Consider the following 18,739-nt stretch of genomic DNA (forward strand, 5'->3'; position numbering starts at 1 on the left):
TCGCAATGGGGTCATGAATCCGACTCCCCAGGGAAGGGCACTGCATGCTGGGTGGCCGCCAGCAACTGCTGACGGAAGCTCGGTGCGATTGAGGCCACTGTGCCGGGCGTCGTTGTATCTGTCGTCGGTGTGGAATCCGGTGTGTTCGCATTGCCTACAACGCTATCGTCACGGCCCTCCGAGCCGTCACTCAGAGCGGGAGGCCCATCGACCCAACGTGCGCCAGGCGGCAAGGCCGGGCGTCCGTCATTGGCTTGTGGAGTGGAAGGTGGAGCATTGTGCTGCGATGGTGCCTGCTGAGGGGCATCATCATGACTCAAGGTTCCCTCGAGCAGCGCATCTCGGGTTGGCGCATAAAGGGAAGGAGCAGGCAGCAGGCCATCGGCACTCAGCTCAGTGCGCCCATAGCGACCCAGCAGCAACAAGGTGTCCTGTTCGGCAAAGGCGCGACTGATCAGGACGCTATCGCGGACGAACTGCCCCTCCACCTGCCCCAATCCTTCTGCGAGAGAGAGCGATTGGATTTCGGGCAACGTCACCAGGCGCGGGTTGGCGCCATGGCTGAGACGCAGATAATTGGAGGCTTCCAGGTTACTGCTCTGGACCTCCGGGGTGACATACACGATAGGCTCGAAACCAAGATCACTGCCTGGCCCCGGTTGCAAGGGGGCGCGATCGAGAAAATGCGGCCCTATTTCACCTTTCACAGGGATGTAGGGCGCCGCTATATCCAGGGTGATGGTGAGATTCGCGGTGGCAGTGGCACCAGCCCTGTCAGTGATGCGGTAGACGAAGACGTCATCCAGAATGGCGCCGCGCCCGGCGGCCTGCAGCACTTCGCTGTTGGTCATATCGATGACGTACTCATAACTGCCATCGGCATTGAGCAGCAGCGTGCCATAACGCCCATAGAGTGCCTGACCGGCTGCCGCTGTCTCGTCATCATCGAGCGGACGCACATCGACCACCTGCAACTGATCACCACCATCGACATCTCCGTCGTTGGGCAGCACGTTGCCGGTAGCCTGAGGTTCGGGAGTCTGATCGCTGGCGAAGTTGCTGTCGTCACGGGCGACCGGGTTGTCATTGGCACCCTGAATGACAATGGTCAGGCGGGCACTGGATGTGTCTCCTGCCGTGTCGCGCATCACATAGTCGAAGCGCTCGGTGAGCGTTTCGCCCGCCGTTCGCAGCGCCTGGACAGTCGGGTTGTCATTGTCGACTTCGTAACGGTAACTGCCGTCAGCGTTGATGATCAGCGTGCCGTAGCGACCCTGTAACGTCTGGCCAGCCAGTGCAGTGCTATTCCCCTGGCGGACACTGACCACGCTCTTGGTCTCGCCGTAGTCCGTACCATCGACATCGGTGTCATTGTCGAGCACATTACCGCTCGGGTCGGTACCGGGGGTGCCATTGTCGATGCCGCCTGCCTCGACAGCGATGGTGCCATCGTCATTGGCCACCGGGGTATCGTTGGTACCCTGGATGACGATGGTCAGCACCGCCTGAGACGTATCACCGGCGGTGTCACTGATGAGGTAATTAAAGTTCTCGGTGAGTGTCTGCCCCGCAGTACGCAGCGCCTGTACGTCGGGGTTGTCGTTATCGACCTCGTAACGATAGCTGCCGTCAGCATTAATGATCAGAGTGCCGTATTGCCCGGTCAGCGACTGACCCGCCTGCACGCTGTCGGTACCCTGGCCGACGCTGACCACGGTAGTGGTTTCGCCGCGATTGGTGCCGTCGACATCCGAGTCGTTGTCGAGGACATTGCCACTGGGATCGATGCCCGGCGTGCCATTGTCGGCGCCTCCAGCCTCGACTGCAGTGGCGGTATCATCGTTGGCCACTGGTGTATCGTTGGCGCCTTGAATGACGATGGTCAGACGTGCAGTTGATGTATCCCCGGCAGTATCGCGCATGACATAGTCGAAGCGCTCAGTCAGGGTCTGTCCCGCAGTGCGCAGGGCCTGCACGGCGGGGTTATCGTTGTCGACCTCATATTGATAGCTACCGTCATCATTGATGACCAGCGTACCGTAGCGGCCCTGGAGAGTCTGGCCGGCCAGGGCGCTATTGCCCCCTTGGCTGACACTGAGCACGGTTTTGGTTTCCCCGTAGTCAACGCCATCGACATCGGTATCGTTGTCGAGCACATTGCCGGTTGGGTCGACACCTGGCGTACCATTGTCGATGCCGCCTGCTTCGACAGCGGTGGTGCCATCGTCATTGGCCACCGGGGTGTCGTTGCGGCCATCAATGGTAATGGTCAGTTCTGCGCTGTCTTCAGCGCCCCAGCGATCATCGATGGTGTAGGTGAAGACATCCGTCAACGTCTGACCACTCTGGCGCAAGGCCTGAACGTCGGGGTTGTTATCGTCGACTTCGTAGGTGTAGCTGCCATCGCCATTGAGGATCAGACGTCCATATTCACCGTCAAGATACTCACCAACCACACCTTCGGTACCGGTGCCAGCGGCGTTTCCGGCACGGATGCCGATGACCTCAAGGTTGGGGCTATCATCGGGCGTCGGGCCGACGTCTGCATCGGGGTCTACATCGTTGTCCAGCACATTGCCAGTGGCATTCTCACCCGGGCTGGCATTGTCCAAACCGCCGGCTTCGATAGCCGAGCCGGCATCGTCACTGGCAACCGGCGTATCATTGCCGCCGCGAATGATCACTCGCAACTGGGCAGTATCAACGAGCCCTCCCTGGTCAACGGCTTCATAGGTGAAGTAGTCGTTGAGAAAATCGGTAGCATCCAGGGCGATAACATCGGGGTTGTTATTGTCGACTTCGTACAGATAACTGCCATCGGGGTTGATGGTCAGAGTGCCGTACTGGCCGATCAAGCTGATGCCTCCTGGCGGGATCGCTTGTAGCGGGTCGCCACTGGATTCTTCGCCAGCACGGGCAGCCCCTACCGACAGGCTATCGTTACCATCGACATCGGTATCGTTGGGTAACACATTGCCATCGGGGTTATTGCCGGTGCCGTTGGGGTTTTCGGCGACAGCGTAAGCCAGGTCGTTGTCGGCCACCGGCGCGTCCCAGGCACCTTCGATGGTCAGGGTCAGCTGTGCGATGTCTGTCGCGCCGACCGTATCCAGCATGCGGTAACTGAACGTCTCGGTCAGCGATTCCCCTGCGACCAATTGCTGTACCGCATCAAGGCTGTTGTCGATGGTGTAGGTGAAGCTGCCATCGGCGTTGATGGTCAACGTGCCGTACTCACCGGCAATATCGGTACTCCCTGACACGCTAGTGAAGTCACCGCCATCTGCTTCGCTGCCGGTGCGAATGCCATTGACGGCCTTGGTGTCTCCGCTATCGACATCGGTGTCATTGTCGAGCACATTGCCGGTGCCATCCTGCCCGGGGGTTCCATTGTCGGTGCCACCAGCCTCGATGGCGGTGGCCTCATCATCGTTGGCGACCGGGGTGTCGTTGCGGCCCTCGATGGTGATGGTCAGAACGGCCGTGGACGCCCCACCCAGTGGATCCACGGCGGTATAGGTGAACGTTTCACTCAGCTGATCGTCGGCCGTGCGCAGTGCCTGGACAGCGGGATTGTCATTGTCGAGGACATAGGTGTAGCTGCCATCGGCATTGAGTGTCAGCGTGCCATAGAGACCAACGAGGGACTCACCCGCGGCAGCGTCACCGCTAGCGTTGCCGTACTCACTGACTTCCAGTGTCTGGCCATCGACATCCGTATCGTTGTCTAGCACATTGCCGCTGGGATCAACGCCGGGCGTACCGTTGTCGATACCGCCCGCCTCGATGGCAGTGGCGTTGTCATCCACTGGAGCAGGCGGATCATTGGCGCCGGTAATAGTGACGACCAACTGGGCGAGGTCGGTATTGCCGTCGGTATCGACCAGTTGATAGGTAAAGGTCTCGGTGATGGTCTCACCGGCTGCCAGCGCCTGGACATCCGGGTTACTGCCATCGACATCGAACTGATAGCTGCCATCCGGGTTGACGGTCAGGCTGCCATAGGTTCCGTCGATGCTGGTGCCGCCAGCGATGACGTCGATCAAAGTGCCACCTGCACCCTCTTCTCCCGGTCGGATACCGTTCACGGCCAGATTAGTATTGGGTCGGTCGATCGCATCGACATCGTCATCGATGCCATCCCCATCATCATCGGTGATCAGATTACCGGTCCCCGGCACGGCGGGCGTCTCGCCATCGGTGGATGGCGCCTGGGCGGTGGCCGAGTTGTCGGTGGCCACCGGGTTGTCCTGGCTGCCATCGATGGTGATGGTCAGGGTGGCGATATCATCCAGGCCACCGGCATCCGTGACGATATAACTGAAGTCTTCGCTCAGGCTTTCGCCATCGGTCAGGCGCTGAACATCGGTGTTGTCGTTGTCGACCACATAGAGGTAACTACCATCGGCACCGATCGTCAGCGTGCCGTACTGCCCCGTGATGCTGGTGCCATCAGTAATGGAAGTCCCACTGCTGACATCGGTGAAAGCCCCTTCCGCATCCTCGTTTCCACTACGAATACCGCTGACGGCCTGGGTCTCGCCGTATTCGTCCACATCACTGTCGTTGTCGAGGACATTGCCGCTGGCATCCTGCCCCCCAGAGCCATTGTTGACGCCACCGGCTTCGATAGCCGTCGCAGTATCATCTTCGGCCACCGGAGTGTCGTTGGCACCCTGAATGGTCACGGTAATACTGGCCTGGGACGTGGCACCTGCCAGGTCGGCCATCTCGTAGACAAAGCTCTCGCTCAACGTATCGCCGGACTGACGCAACGCCTCGACCTCTGGGTTATCGTTGTCGACGATGTACTGAGCAAAACCATCACTGCCGATGATCAGGGTGCCGTATTCACCGACGATTTCCAGCGGCTGGCCGGGATTAGCACTCACTGCCTGCAGGTTGTCAGCATCAATACCGGCCTGAATCACACTCAGCACATCATCGTTGGTCGCGATATCCACATCGGTATCGTTGTCGAGCACGAAGCCATTGGGATCGACACCCACCTGGTTGTTGTCAGTACCACCGGCTTCCACCGCAATGACCGAATCATCATTGGCAATGGGATCGTCATTGACCGCATTGACGGTGATGCCCAGGGTGTCGACATCTTCCAGAGCATCATTCGGGTTCTGGCCGGGAATACCATCCCCCTGAGCCGCATCAGGATGGTCACCAAAACTGCCTTGATCGTTGGTGGTGATGGTCAGGGTGTCCTGGCCATTGAAGTTCAGGTTGCCCTGATAGGTAAGGTTGGACAGTGCGGTATTGATCTGTGCCACCGTGCCGGTGATCACCAGCGTCGCCGTGCCATCGCCCTGAAGATCGGCACCACCCGCATCGTCGATGTTCAAGATGCCGCTCAGTACTTCCAGCGTGACTTGCAAGGTGTCCGAATCATGAGCGTCCGGATCGGAGATCGACAGGCCGGTAATGTCGATGACGGTATCTTCGTCGCCTACGGCAGTGGCACTATCCACCCCCTCGTTGACCGGGGCATCGTTGAGTTGCACATAGCCGATATTCGCAGGGCTTTCGCTACCTTCGCCAAGGGTGACGGTGATATCGGCCAGGCTGCCATTGCCATAGGTACCGCCGTCGCTGTCGTAACGGGCACGCACATCACCTGCATCAACATCGCTGAATTCATCCGCGGCAGTGATGCGATACAACCCCGTGGGCAGCACGCCAAACTGATACTGGCCATCGGCATCGGTCTCGATGGTGAACGTTAGATTGTCATCCGTCGTAGCGAAATCATTGTCGTTGCCCGCCCAGGTCAAAGTGACCGTCTGGCCGGCGAAAGCGGTTTCGTCCGCATCCTGAACGCCATTGGCATTGTTGGTGTCATCCCACAGGGTGCCTTCGATGATACCCAACCCGGCACCTTCGCTGAGGATATAGTCGTTGACGCCACCAGCGCCGTCACGACCATCTCGCTCGCCTTCTGCCGTGCCATCGGCCCCGACCGTACTACCGGCAAATTCAGTGAAATCCTCAGGCAGGCTCGACCAGGTCAGCGTCGCTTGGGCATCGCCCTCGGCTACCACGGCATCATTGGGTACATCGACGCTGTAATTGACCGTGACACTCTGTCCGGGATCAAGTTGATCGAAGACCACGCTGATGCCACCGGTGGTGTCGATGGTGACTCCGTCGGGAAGGTTGTCGGGGGGATAGGAAGTGCCATCGATGGTGATGCTATTGACGGTATAATTGCTGCCATTGGGGAAGGCATCCGTCAGCGACACGTCATAGGCAGGGGCAGTGCCATTCTGGGTGAAACTGACATCCGCTGTGGCATTACCGGTCGCACTGCCTACGCCGGGATCGAAGTCGACCACACTCTTGTCGAGGTCAGAAAAGCCAGGCTCGGCGATACGCTCGACGATACGTTCACTGGTGAAATCAGTGCCATTACGACTTTCGGTGACCGTCATGCCGAGTTCGGTACCAGCGATATTGCCTGTCACATTATCGACGCGAACGTTGAATTCCAGAGTGATGCCTTCCGCATCATCCTGCTCGGGAGGTTTGTCCTGGTCATCGCTATTGGCGATGGATGCCAGATTGATGGTCAACGTGCGGCCATCCGCCGAAATGGTGTAGAGATCCGGGTTGAGAACTCCTGAAGGACCGTTGGACAGGTCGGTTGGAATATCCCCTGCTTCTGGAGACTCCTCATTACCATCGATTTCATTGGCCCCGGTATCCAGTATCGGAAACAGGCCATTACCATTCGAGATCAGCCCCATCAATATCTGATTGGCGGTTTCCGGCAGAATAGTGAGCCCTTCATCCACCTGAATCGTCAGGCTGTAATTGCTCGACAGCCCTTCTGGAATCAGGGCAACGACACGGTAACGAATGATCTCGCCGACGGCGACATCTTCGCTGGGGCCACTTGTAGGATCTGCGGCCTCAGTATCATCCAGCCCGCCGACCCGGGAAACCCGTAATTCCTGTGCCACAGGAATGACCAGAGTGTCCTGCTGCTGATAATCGTTGAGGACACCACTATTCAGGGGACCATCTACACCGGTACGTTCCTCGCCCACGCTGGATGTGACTTCATCATCGAGGCTGGTCCATTGCACCTGGGCGTCGCTGTTCAGGCTGACGAAGTCTGCTGCCAGAAGCCCCACGGTACCGGAGATAGTGATGGTGATGCTCTGTCCATTGCTCAAGTCAATATCCGAGCCATCAGCGATACGCAGCACGCCATCTTCAATAATGAAATCGGCGGCAGTCACATTGCCGGCACTGTCGACAACGCCAGCAATGCTCAGGTCTTCTACGTGTTCCGGCAGCTGGGTGTCGAGGATCAGGTCAAAGGCATCGGTTCCGGATGTATTGTTCAGAGTGATGGTGAATTCCACCTCATCACCAAGATCGACACCAGGGCCTGGATCGGCAGGGACAGTGAGTTCCTGTTCGATCGTTACCGTAGGCTCGACGATATTGGTCACCACGCCATCACCGGTGCTGGCCACGTTGCGATTCACCGGGGTCGTGCCGTTGACCTCGTCACCATCGGGGTCGCTGTAGCTCAACTCGGCATCATTGGTATGTGTCGTGCCTTGCTGGTTGCTCTGGACATTATCGGCAATCAGGCGCAAGCGAATCACAAAGCTGTTGTTGCCTGTGTCGTTGTCGGCATCGGTACTGCTGGCAGTAAAGGTCAGACTGCCATCGGCATTGACACTGCCGACGGTGACAGTACCGGCGAAATCAGCACTCAGTGCACCACTGCCAGCGCTTGTCTGAATCAATTCATAACCCAGACCGCCGTTGAAGGTGGTATCCAGCACCATGCCTGGTGGGATCAGGTCACTGACGTCGAGATCCTGAGTGGTGCCTTCGGGCAGGGTGACGACAATGTCGTAATCCATGCTTTCACCCACCACCAGGTTGGTGCCGCTGGTGTGGGATTCACTGGAGTCGTCGTCCGTCAGACTGCCATCCTTGTAACCGATGCTGACTTCAGGAGCAGCGATCTGCTGGGTAGCATCGTCGCTGAGATCATTGGGCGTGAAGTCCTCGCCGCCTTCGACACTGGCGTAATGGTTCAGTGTCGCGGTACTGCCCATGGTACGGCTGGCGGCCACTGCCGCCACGACCTGCACGTCGTAGGTGATGACAATGACGTTCAGGCCACTGGTGTCGTTGTCGGTGCCGTCACGACCGGCCAGGAGCGTGGCCTGATTGTCAGCATCAAGCAGGGTGATGGTATTGCCGTTGACTTCGTAGTCGGTGCCTTCGACCAATTCCGTACCATCGCCACGGGTCAGGATCAGATTGGCAGCGTCGAGACTACCGCCAACAAAGGTCAGATCCGAGGGAATCTCTATGGTGGTAGCCACATCGTAGGCACCGCCGCCGCCGGTGTTCTTGAGAATGGTCGCCAAGCGCAAGGTGTCACCGGCATCGATATCACTGACATCGCCGTCTCCCACACTGGGATCGGTAACGGGACCAGTATGTGGAGTTCCCGTTGTACCAGGCGCAGCCCAGTTGCCATCGGTGCCGGATACGGTGCCGTTGCTGGAACTGACGACACCATGGGTGATACCCACCACCGGCTCAGCCACCGATTGCACTCGAACGACGTCTTCGCTGATCAGCTCATTCTTGTCGAGGGTGGTGGTCTGGCTGGATTGGGCCAGTACATCCAGCGAACGCTGGTCGGCAAAAGGCTGATCACCCACCGTCATGGTGAAGTCGATGGCAATAGTACTAGGAGCGGTGGCATCACTGACGTCGGCAAAGGTAAAGACCAGTGAGTTGCCCGGTCCGCTGGTCACGGTGACGGCGCCTTCATGGGTATTGGCGGCATTGAGTGCCCAGGTATTGGGGCCGCTACCTTCGGTCCAGTTGATACCCGATGTATCCAGCAGCGGTAATGGTAGATACACCGTCAGGGTGAAGTTCTCGTGATCGCCGGTGATCAGGTCATAACTGACGGTGAAGGTGACCTCTTCACCAGGGGATAGCTCAGCGTCACCACCGGGGATGGTGATATCCACCTGGCCAGTCGGTACCGTGGTTTCAGTGCTGGAGTTGTCGCTCTCATCGAAACCCGTGGTGTTGTTCTCATCAATCAAGATATCGGCGTTGACCACCGCATTGTTGCTGACACTATCCCCCTCATTGATGGCGGGATGGTCCACGCCTGTCGCATATTCCTCGTCGATGACAGTGGTGTAGTTGATGGTGGCACTGGTGGGAGTGCCGTCATGAACCTGGTCGAAAGCATCGTCCCCGGCCAGCCAAGGCTGCCCGGGGAATGCTGCCTCCATGGAAGCGGCGACATCGAACTCCAGCGCAGTGGTGCCATCGGAGTTGGTGATTTCGGTGTATATCAGGTCGACGATCACCCCCTGCTGCACGTTGCCGTCACCATCGACGAAGGTCACCGTCATGGTCGGCGTGCCCTGAAGCGTCTGGCCATTGCCCAGGGTGTCGGTGACCACGAATTGTCCCTGATCCTGGCTATTGTTGCCGAAGGCAAAATAGTCCGACAGCGTCATCTGCAGCTGGTAATCGAGAGTGTCACCTGGTGTCAGGCCAGGTGCGCCGGTATCGGTGACGATAGTCGCTGTCTTGTGCAAGGCGATGGACTTGGCGGTGAAGCTGATCGGCTCACCGGTGCCGCTGAAATCGATGGTGCCACCGCCATCGGGTTCATCACGATCATCGATGGGGTCCCACTCCCCGGTTCCAGTGGGAGCACCGAAGGTAATGGTGACATTATCGCCGGTATCCGGATCGATGATCGGATTGCCCTCGGCATCCTGCTCGGGAACATAGAACTCCACCGTACTCGATTCGGCACCCGTCAATTCAGCGTACTCGACCGTATATTCGGTGATGAACACATCGTCACGGTCGATCATCGTCTGAATGATGGCGGGATTGGTGACGACCTGGCCGCTGGCCAGAGTGATCGAAGTCAGGGTGCCATTGCCGGGATCAATACTGGTGACCTGAACGTTGGTCGGCACCGGCTGGGTAACCACCACATTGCTGATGGGCTGGATTTCAGGGTCGATACCGGCAGGCTTTATGGTGGTGGTCAGGCTATGAGTATAGTTCTCACCAGTGGCCGTCTCATCTTCGGTCATGTTGAGCGTCTGCTCGACATCGACGACCGTCGGCATGATCGTGATGATCGACGGGTTGGTACCGATGACACTGGGGTCGTCCTGGGGGTTGTCGAGAGGGTCGTGGCCCAGCTCAAAGCCGCCGATAGCGGTGATATCCAGCTCAGGAGAACCATCGGTGGCCGAGGTGTCGGCCAGATCGCTCAGGGTGGCGGAAAAGGTGACTTCGATAGCCGGCTGGTCGGGACCAAAACTGGCGAAAGGAATCTCGACCACCACCAGCGTATCACCGGGCTGATAGCCATAATCGGCCGCATTGATGATCACGGCGTCGCCGTTGGCATCCTTGGCAATGGGATGTTCCGCCTGACCATTGTCATCGAAGGTGACCGTGGTAATGGGCAGATTGCCGCCCACGTAGCTTGCCGAGTTGATGGTGATGCCATCATCGATTTCAGCCCCCGCACCATCCTTGCCGGTGGTCGGCACGTACAGGTGGATAAAGGGCGCATAACCGATCTCGGAAGAAGTGTTGCTGAAGCTGACCGTGAAGTCGAAGTTCTCTCCCAGAGGGACTTCCTGGTTGGCCGCGCCCAGGGAAACCGTCGGGGCAGCGGGCAGAAGCCCATCCATGGTGGCCAGTCCGCTGAGATCGGTACCGGTCTGTTGGTCGATATCTCCCCGGGTGATCTCCAACTGCCAGTCACCACCGAGGCGTGCTTCACCGGTATCGTCATCGGAAGCAGCGACATCCGCACCGGTGGCATCGGCAAGGCCGTCGATCAGTTGCTGGCCGCTGGCTCCGTCTCCCACTCGGCAGCCATACAGCAACAGATCGGCATCAGCACTCAAGGAGTCGCGCCATTGGCCAAGTTGCTGTTCTAGCTGAGGAAGGGTGTCGACGGAGACATGGGAACTGCCGAGCAGGAACTGACCGTCGGCACCATGGCTGAAGATCTCGATGCTGGCGACATCGTCCATACCCGCCAGGGCCGAAGTGATGGCATCGATGCCATCCTGCCCCGACGCCACGACCACCAGTTCGGATGCCTCCTTGGTGCTGTCAATGATCGACTGGCGCTGCTGCGGATCCAGCCGCGCATCGAGCACCACCAGATGCCGTTTGGCCTGTAACTGGCTACGTGAAGCTTCCTGGACATCATGGTCCCCATTCGTCGCCACATGCTGGGAAGCATCCACACCACCATCGCTCTGGTGGTCCGGTGTTTCCTGGTCGACAGCCGCTGCTGCTGCACCATCGAACAGCAGACGTGGTTCCAGGGCGATCAATCTTGAGCGAGGCCGAGTCCCTTTCATGGCAATTCCGTCAAGTGAATTACTTCTTTATCTGTAGGTAGCACTTTGTAAATAAGCGCTTTTTCTTACAATCACATAAGAGCATCTAGGAAAGCATAGTAGAAAATTTGCCAATACCAGATTCTTCCATGAATTTATGGGCCTGATTCTTGGGTCAACTTTTATTGAAAAATATCTCGCCAAGCCTACGCACACAGACATAAAGACCAGATACGAACTGAGCCAGGAAACAGTGATGCATGCAGAAAGCATGTCCAGAGAACAGAATGCACCATTTCCAAAGACAGAAAACGTCTCCGCAACGCATGAAGACATGAAACTTCCTACAATTGTGTGAATAGCCACTGACAATCACAGAGGGCTTCTGATATAGAAACTGTGCTAAAACAGCATCAATAAAACCTGATACCCCGAGAACAGGGCCCATCGTCAAGAACGGAGCCTTCCATGCTGTGCGGGATGCTGTCGTAACGACTGGATAGGAGAGCTGAAGGTGACACAAGCCGAAACCAAGGTTGTCATCGTCGACGACCATCCTGTGGTCTGCATGGCACTGAGCACGCTACTTTCTTCCCATGGCATGAAGGTCGTAGGAGAGGCCGACAATGGTGTCAATGCGATCCAATTGATCAAGCAGAGCAAGCCTGCGGTGGTGGTACTGGATATCAACATTCCCCGTCTCGATGGCATGGCGGTGATTTCTCGTGTCCGGGCACTGCCCGATGCTCCCGACATCCTGGTCTTCACCTCTCAGCCCCCACAGGTCTACAGCCGCCGTTGCCGGCTGGCCGGGGCATCGGGCTTCGTCAACAAGGACCAGGACCTGATGTCGGTACTCAATGGCATCCGGGCTATCCTCGGTGGTTACCAGTACTTTCCCAAGGAGTCCTATACCTCAATGGACTGGGAAACAGAGGGCGATCACGACGACCCCATTCGTACCCTGTCGGAGCGTGAGCTGACGATATTCAGATATCTTGCCCAGGGGCATTCGAACAAGGAAATCTCTGACCAACTGCTGATCAGCAATAAAACCGTCAGCACACACAAGACGCGAATCTATCAAAAGCTTGGTGTCGGCAATATCGCCGAGCTGGTCGAACTGGCAAAACGCAACGCCATCATATGATGCTCTCGCGCCTTGTCAGAAAGTTCGCTTCCATCAGCCTGACATTATGGTTGATGAGCCCCGCTGTTCAGCTCCAGGCGTATACCGGCCAGCCAATATCCCTGGAGTTGCTGGCAAGGACTCACGAACCCCTTCAGATCGAGCGCTATACCCGACAGGAACAGGTACGGATCGAGCAGCTCAAGACACTGCATGTAGGCGTTTTCCTGTCCTCGCACACGCCTTTTGAAGTGGTTTCCGATGGTACGACATTCGAGGGCATTACCGCCGATATGCTCGGCATCATCTCAGGCTTTACCGGCCTGAATATCGAAGTCACTCAATATGCCGACCAGGCCAGGGCCAACGCGGCGTTGAAGCAGGGGGACATCGATGCCATTGCGACCATACCCGTCAATACCCCACCGCCGGGGGGGATCACCTATACACGCCCGTTCCTGAGTTCCGGCCTGGCATTGGTCAAGCGCCCTTCTTCTACCGAACCCGCCCGCAACCTGATCACGGGCTACGACAGACTCAATGCCCCCTGGATGGGAAGTGAAAGTGTCCGTAGCATGGTTTCGACCACCGAGGTACGCCCGTTCGAGTCGACACTAGATGCCATCTCGAATCTGGTCTTTGGCGACATCGACAGCGTAGTGACAGATACCATCTCAGCCAATTATGTCATCAACCGGTACTATCCCAATGACGCTCGTATCGCCAGCCTGATCGATGAGCCAGTTGAGGTCGGGTTTGCTGTGCTGGCGGACAGGCCCATACTGACATCGATCCTGGATAAATCGATCGACAGCATTCCCCCTGATATTGCCAGCAATATCGTGGAAAACTGGGGCGGCGGTGGCAGGGTATCGCGTGGCCGCCTGACATTTCCTCCCGAGTTGCAACAGTGGGTGGATGCGCGGCCAGTCATCCGAGTGGGGGTCAATAAAGAGTATGCCCCCTATTCCTACTACGACATCGAGAACCGCTACGTCGGCATCACCTCAGATGTATTGTCGCGAATCTCTGCCCTCACCGGCATTCAGTTCGATGTTGTCCCCTTCTCGGAAATTCGAGAGGGAATCCGTGCCTTGAAAGCGGGTGAAGTCGATATGCTGGCAGACTTTACCGCGACTCCCAATCGCAGGGAGCAATATCTGTTCACGCGGCCCTATCTGGTATCACCTTATACCGTGATCACCCATGATGCTGACAATGAAATCGATATTACCAACCTGGATGGCCTGAAGATTGCGCTGCCCCGTGGCCATGCGCTGATTTCCTCCTTGAGTCTGGAGTACCCTGAGGCCAGCTTTATCGAGCTGGATGATATCTTGTCGACCTATCAAAGGGTGAATCGCGGTGGCGCGGATGTTGCCATTCAGCCCTATCGGAGCACACGTTACGTTCTATCGCGTCAGCAAGGCTCCCGTCTTCATATTGTCGGCATATTGCCAGATCGCTTTGCCAAGATGGCCTTTGCTACCTTGCCGAACAATGCCCCCCTGGTGGATATCCTGAATACGGCGCTGGCCAGCATTCGTCCGGAGGAAATGGCCAACATGGAGAACCGTTGGCGCACCAACCCTGTGATAAGGGTGTCAGGCTGGCAGATATATCGTTCTCTCATCCTCGGTGTGGTGCTGGTGTCATTGCTGGTGGTCACACTGTTCTTCGCCTGGAATTTTTTCCTGCGCAAGGAAATCACCAAGCGCAAGCGCGTGGAAGAGGAGCTTTCCGATCAGGTTGAATTCATGACGGCCATGATTGAGGGCACCCCTCACCCCATCTATGTCCGGGACAAGAAAGGGTTGCTGCTGCGATGCAACAACAGCTATCTGGAGGCCATCGGTCGGACGCAAAGCGAAGTGATGGGCCATGACCTTTGCAAGTTGCAAGGTCTCGACCAAAACACGCTGGACTCGTTGTTGAACGATTACGAAAGCGTGATTGCCACCCGGCAACCACAAATCGGAGATCGAGTTCTTAACCTGAACGATCAGACGGTCGCGGTGTATCACTGGATCATTCCTCTCTCCAGCCATTCGGGGGAGGTGCGCGGCGTCATTGGCGGCTGGATCAATATCAGCGAACGCTATCGCCTGATGGATGAACTGAAGGAAGCGACACAGGAGGCAGAGTCAGCCAGTCAATACAAGAGCCGCTTCCTGGCCACCATGAGCCATGAGATTCGTACCTTGCTCAATGCCATCATCGGCATGCAGGAACTGGCACTGGACAAGGGCAAGAAAGGGCAGTTCGATGAAGCCTCCCTCGAAATCTCGCACCAGGCCTCACGCGACCTGCTCGAATTGATTGGCCATGTACTGGACTTCTCCAAGATTGAAGCCGGGCACCTTGAGCTCAAGCCGACACGAGTGGATCCCGTCGCACTGTGTGAATCGGTCATCGATATTTTCAGGCCGTTGGCGGCAGAGAAAGGCATTGCCTTGGAGCTGGAGGTCACCGCCAGGAAACGCCATGACGTGTTCGTCGACCCTTACCGGCTCAAGCAGGTGGTTTCCAACCTGATCAACAATGCCATCAAATTCACCTCCGAAGGCAAGGTTCATGTCAGCCTGAACATGACCGACAAGAAGGATGGCATGACGGATCTCTGCATTGTCGTCGAAGACAGTGGCTGCGGCATCTCTGAACAGAACATGGAGCACATCTTCCAGCCATTCACCCAGCTGTCGTCCGGGATCAATGGCACCGGCCTAGGGCTGGTGATCTGCCAGGGGCTGGTCGAGAGCATGAAAGGGCGTCTAGCGTTGACGAGCAAGGAACATGTTGGCACCCAGGTGACCGTGGACCTTCCCCTCAAGGTGATTGACTGGCCGCTACAGATTCCCGCTCACCTTGATGAGGGTGAGATTGCCTCCATACCCTTGCCGACCTTGAACATATTGATCGTCGATGATCACCCTGCCAACAGAACGTTGCTCATGCAGCAACTCGACCAGTTGAACCAGAAAGTTACTGCCACAAGCAGCGGGGCCGAGGCCCTCAAGCACTGGGAGCAGGACTGCTTCGACCTGGTGATCACCGATTGCAATATGCCGGAAATGACCGGATATGAATTGGCCGAAAAAATACGCGAACGGGAGCAGCTCAAAGGCGGCCCCAACTCGAAGATATTTGCCCTGACGGCCAATGCCATACTCGATGAAGAGGAACGCTGCCTGAAGAGCGGCATGGATGGCTGCCTGTATAAACCTGTCAGCATGCAGGAGCTGCGCGAGCTGATAGAAAGCATTCAATCCATCCAACAGGTCGTGTGTCGACTCAGCCAGATCCAGACGCTCGACATCTGTTCTGTATGCAAGACGCTGGGGGTCAACCCAAAGACTGTGATGCAGATGCTGGAGAAGCTCTACTTCACCAATGATGAAGATATCAAGCAACTGCACCAGGCTTTCAATCAGCAGGATGTTGCTCGCCAGGCCGACCTGGTCCACAAGATCAGGGGAGGCGCCCGCATCATTCATGCCGACCCGGTCGTGGAGGCATGCAAGCGCTTCGAACAGTGCCTCCACAAGCAGGATGATGCCCAGCTGCAGCAGGCCAGGATAGCGATGCTTGACGAACTTTCTGCCCTGCAGGAACAGCTCAGGATCCATGCACTACCCAGTTCCTGAGCCGTTACCACACAGCATCCATCGTGATGGCTCAGGCCCACCTCAGCAGAGATGTTGAGGTGGGCTTTGGGTATTGAGCACGATACCGCCTGGTTCTTGGTTTGAATTTCTTGATGTTCAACATTAATACAGCTTCTTCAGGAAAATTCTCGAGAACATTCAGACAGAGTCCCGTAGAAGCTTCATCTCGACCATGGAATCCTGCCGTGAGTCCACGATGGTCCTGAGAGTAATCCAGCCATCCAAACTCGATGATCCAAGTCATATACGAAAGTTCCTGGAAACTCCGGCAAGGGATAGAAATAGTGAACGCATCTTACATGTTGACACCTCATGAAAACTTGCCAGGCAAGGATATGGCCAGGACTATTCAGATGAAAAAAAGAGCGAAAACGCCTATAAATCAAGAATATTAAAAATATGCGGCCTCACTGGAGTCATAGAGCTGATGGATATCGCCAAGCAACATGATATCGAGACAACCCACTTGATTTTAGTGATATTTGTACGGATGTATTTTCTTATTATAAAACAATAAAGATGTGAATTGAATCATATTTACGCAGCAGACCTGCTCAATCCATAGCTTTAATATAGTAAACACATAAACCTCTAATAACACGTATCACCTCGAGGTATTATCGGAAAACAAACTCTCACTAACTCCATGGATTAATGAATATGCCGAAAAAGCTCTCACACATATACTACTGGATAGATATAGCGCAGAGTAATCATGCCAACAAGGCAGCTCCATGCTCTAGTTACACTTCTTCAAAGAGGCGCATTCACCCTGACTCTTCGATGAGTTGGTAGCCTAGGGAAAGGAAGGTCTATTGGGAACAAAGGAGAATACCAATGATAAAGAAAACGCAAAGCGGCGCTGCAATAGTTGCAGGGCTTCTCGCCATGGGCCAGGCCATGGCTCAGGGGCAGGAAGCGACGGATGACCACACCAGTTATCCAACGTATGGAACGAAACCCAATATCGTATTGATCGTTTCAGATGACACAGGCTATTGGGATCTCGGTGCCTACATGGGCGGCAAGGCCCGTGGCATGGATACACCGAATCTCGACCGCATGGCCGATGAAGGCATGATGTTCACCGACTTCTATGCTCAAGCCTCGTGTACTCCCGGGCGCGCGGCGATGCAAACTGGCCGCAACCCGAATCGTTCAGGGATGACCACGGTGGCCTTCCAAGGCCAGGGCGGCGGCCTCCCCGAAGCGGAATGGACCCTGGCATCCGTCCTCAAGCAGGCGGATTACAATACGTACTTCTCTGGAAAGTGGCACCTCGGGGAAGCCGATTACGCCATGCCCACCGCCCAAGGCTATGACAAGATGGAGAACGTCCTGCTCTACCATCTCAATGCCATGACCTACGCATTGGAAGGCTGGAATCCCCAGATCACGGACGAGCAGCGCAAATTCTTCATGGACTCCACTATTGGTATTCTTGAAGGGGAGGCGGGCAAAAAGCCTACTGAAGTGCTGTCGATGGCCGACATGACGGTGAAGGACCTTGCCAACCTCGATACCGTGACAGCCGAAAAGGCAGTGGCTGAGATGGAACGCCTGGCAGAGCTGGACCAGCCGTTCTTCATGTCGATCAACTGGTCAGCCAACCACCAGCCCAACCTTCCGGCTGACGAGTTTGTCGGCGCCTCCGAGGTCAAGTCCAAGTATGGCGACAAGGTTGTCGAAATGGATGCTCAGACCGGCAAGCTACTCGACAAGATCCAGGAGCTAGGTATCGAGGACAACACCCTTGTCGTCTACACCGTCGACAACGGCGCATGGCAGGATGTGCATCCTGATAGCGGCATGACACCTTTCCGTGGCTCCAAGGGCACGGATCGCGAAGGCGGCTGGCGGGTACCGGCGATCTTCAAATGGAAAGGCCATATCGACTCAGGCACTAAATCCAGCGACATTGCTGGCGGCCTTGACCTGATGGCCACCTTTGCCCATCTCGCAGGCGTTGAACTCCCCAAAGAAGACCGTGACGGCAAGCCGATCATTTTCGACAGCCATGACATGGCCCCCATTCTGTTCTCGGATGTCGATGATGATCTGTGGGATCGTGACTCCTGGCTCTACTTCACCGAAACAGAATTGATGCCAGGTGCGATCCGTATCGGTCACTGGAAGGCGGTGTTCAACCAGAAAGGCGATAATGGCGCTATTGCCGGCTCTGAAGCTCCGGCCGCGGAACTCGGCTGGCGTGGGCCGTCGCAGTATTCCGATGTGGTGCCACAGATCTTCAACCTGTGGGAAGACCCACAAGAGCGCTACGATATCTTCATGACTTCCGGGCGGGAAAATACCTGGGCACTGCCTTTCTTCAGTGAAGAACTGAAAAAAGTCGCCGAGTCCTACATGGAATACCCCCCACGGCCACTGCAGTCTGATGCCTATTCCGGCCCGCTGACCATCAAGCGCTTCCGTGCCCTGGAGAAAGTGCAGGAAATCCTCAAGGAAAAGAATATCCAGGTGGATCTCAACAACTAACAGATGCTAATAGCCAGTCGATAGCGTCAACTCAAAACAATGCCGGA

General features: G+C 56.4%; 4 protein-coding genes. 3 read left to right on the top strand and 1 reads right to left on the bottom strand.

Annotated elements, in window-relative coordinates:
* Nucleotides 1-11: 11 nt before the first annotated feature.
* Nucleotides 12-11,423, bottom strand: a complete 11,412-nt coding sequence (locus tag Q1K07_RS09955) for a VCBS domain-containing protein (protein WP_300310307.1) — start codon at nucleotides 11,421-11,423, stop codon at nucleotides 12-14.
* 493 nt (nucleotides 11,424-11,916) lie between these two features.
* Here Q1K07_RS09955 and Q1K07_RS09960 point away from each other — a divergent pair, with 493 nt between their 5' ends.
* The 3 genes from Q1K07_RS09960 (at nucleotide 11,917) to Q1K07_RS09970 (ending at nucleotide 18,692) form a co-directional block, all read left to right on the top strand.
* Entirely contained in the window at nucleotides 11,917-12,552 is a 636-nt protein-coding gene (locus Q1K07_RS09960; protein WP_300310309.1) for a response regulator transcription factor, read from the top strand.
* Between the two features lie 53 nt (nucleotides 12,553-12,605).
* Entirely contained in the window at nucleotides 12,606-16,175 is a 3,570-nt protein-coding gene (locus Q1K07_RS09965; protein WP_300310311.1) for a transporter substrate-binding domain-containing protein, read from the top strand.
* An 858-nt stretch (nucleotides 16,176-17,033) separates the two neighbouring features.
* Entirely contained in the window at nucleotides 17,034-18,692 is a 1,659-nt protein-coding gene (locus tag Q1K07_RS09970; protein ID WP_300310313.1) for an arylsulfatase, read from the top strand.
* Nucleotides 18,693-18,739: the final 47 nt, after the last annotated feature.

Origin of the sequence: Halomonas sp., from assembly GCF_029263665.1 — a bacterium.
GTDB lineage: Bacteria > Pseudomonadota > Gammaproteobacteria > Pseudomonadales > Halomonadaceae > Halomonas.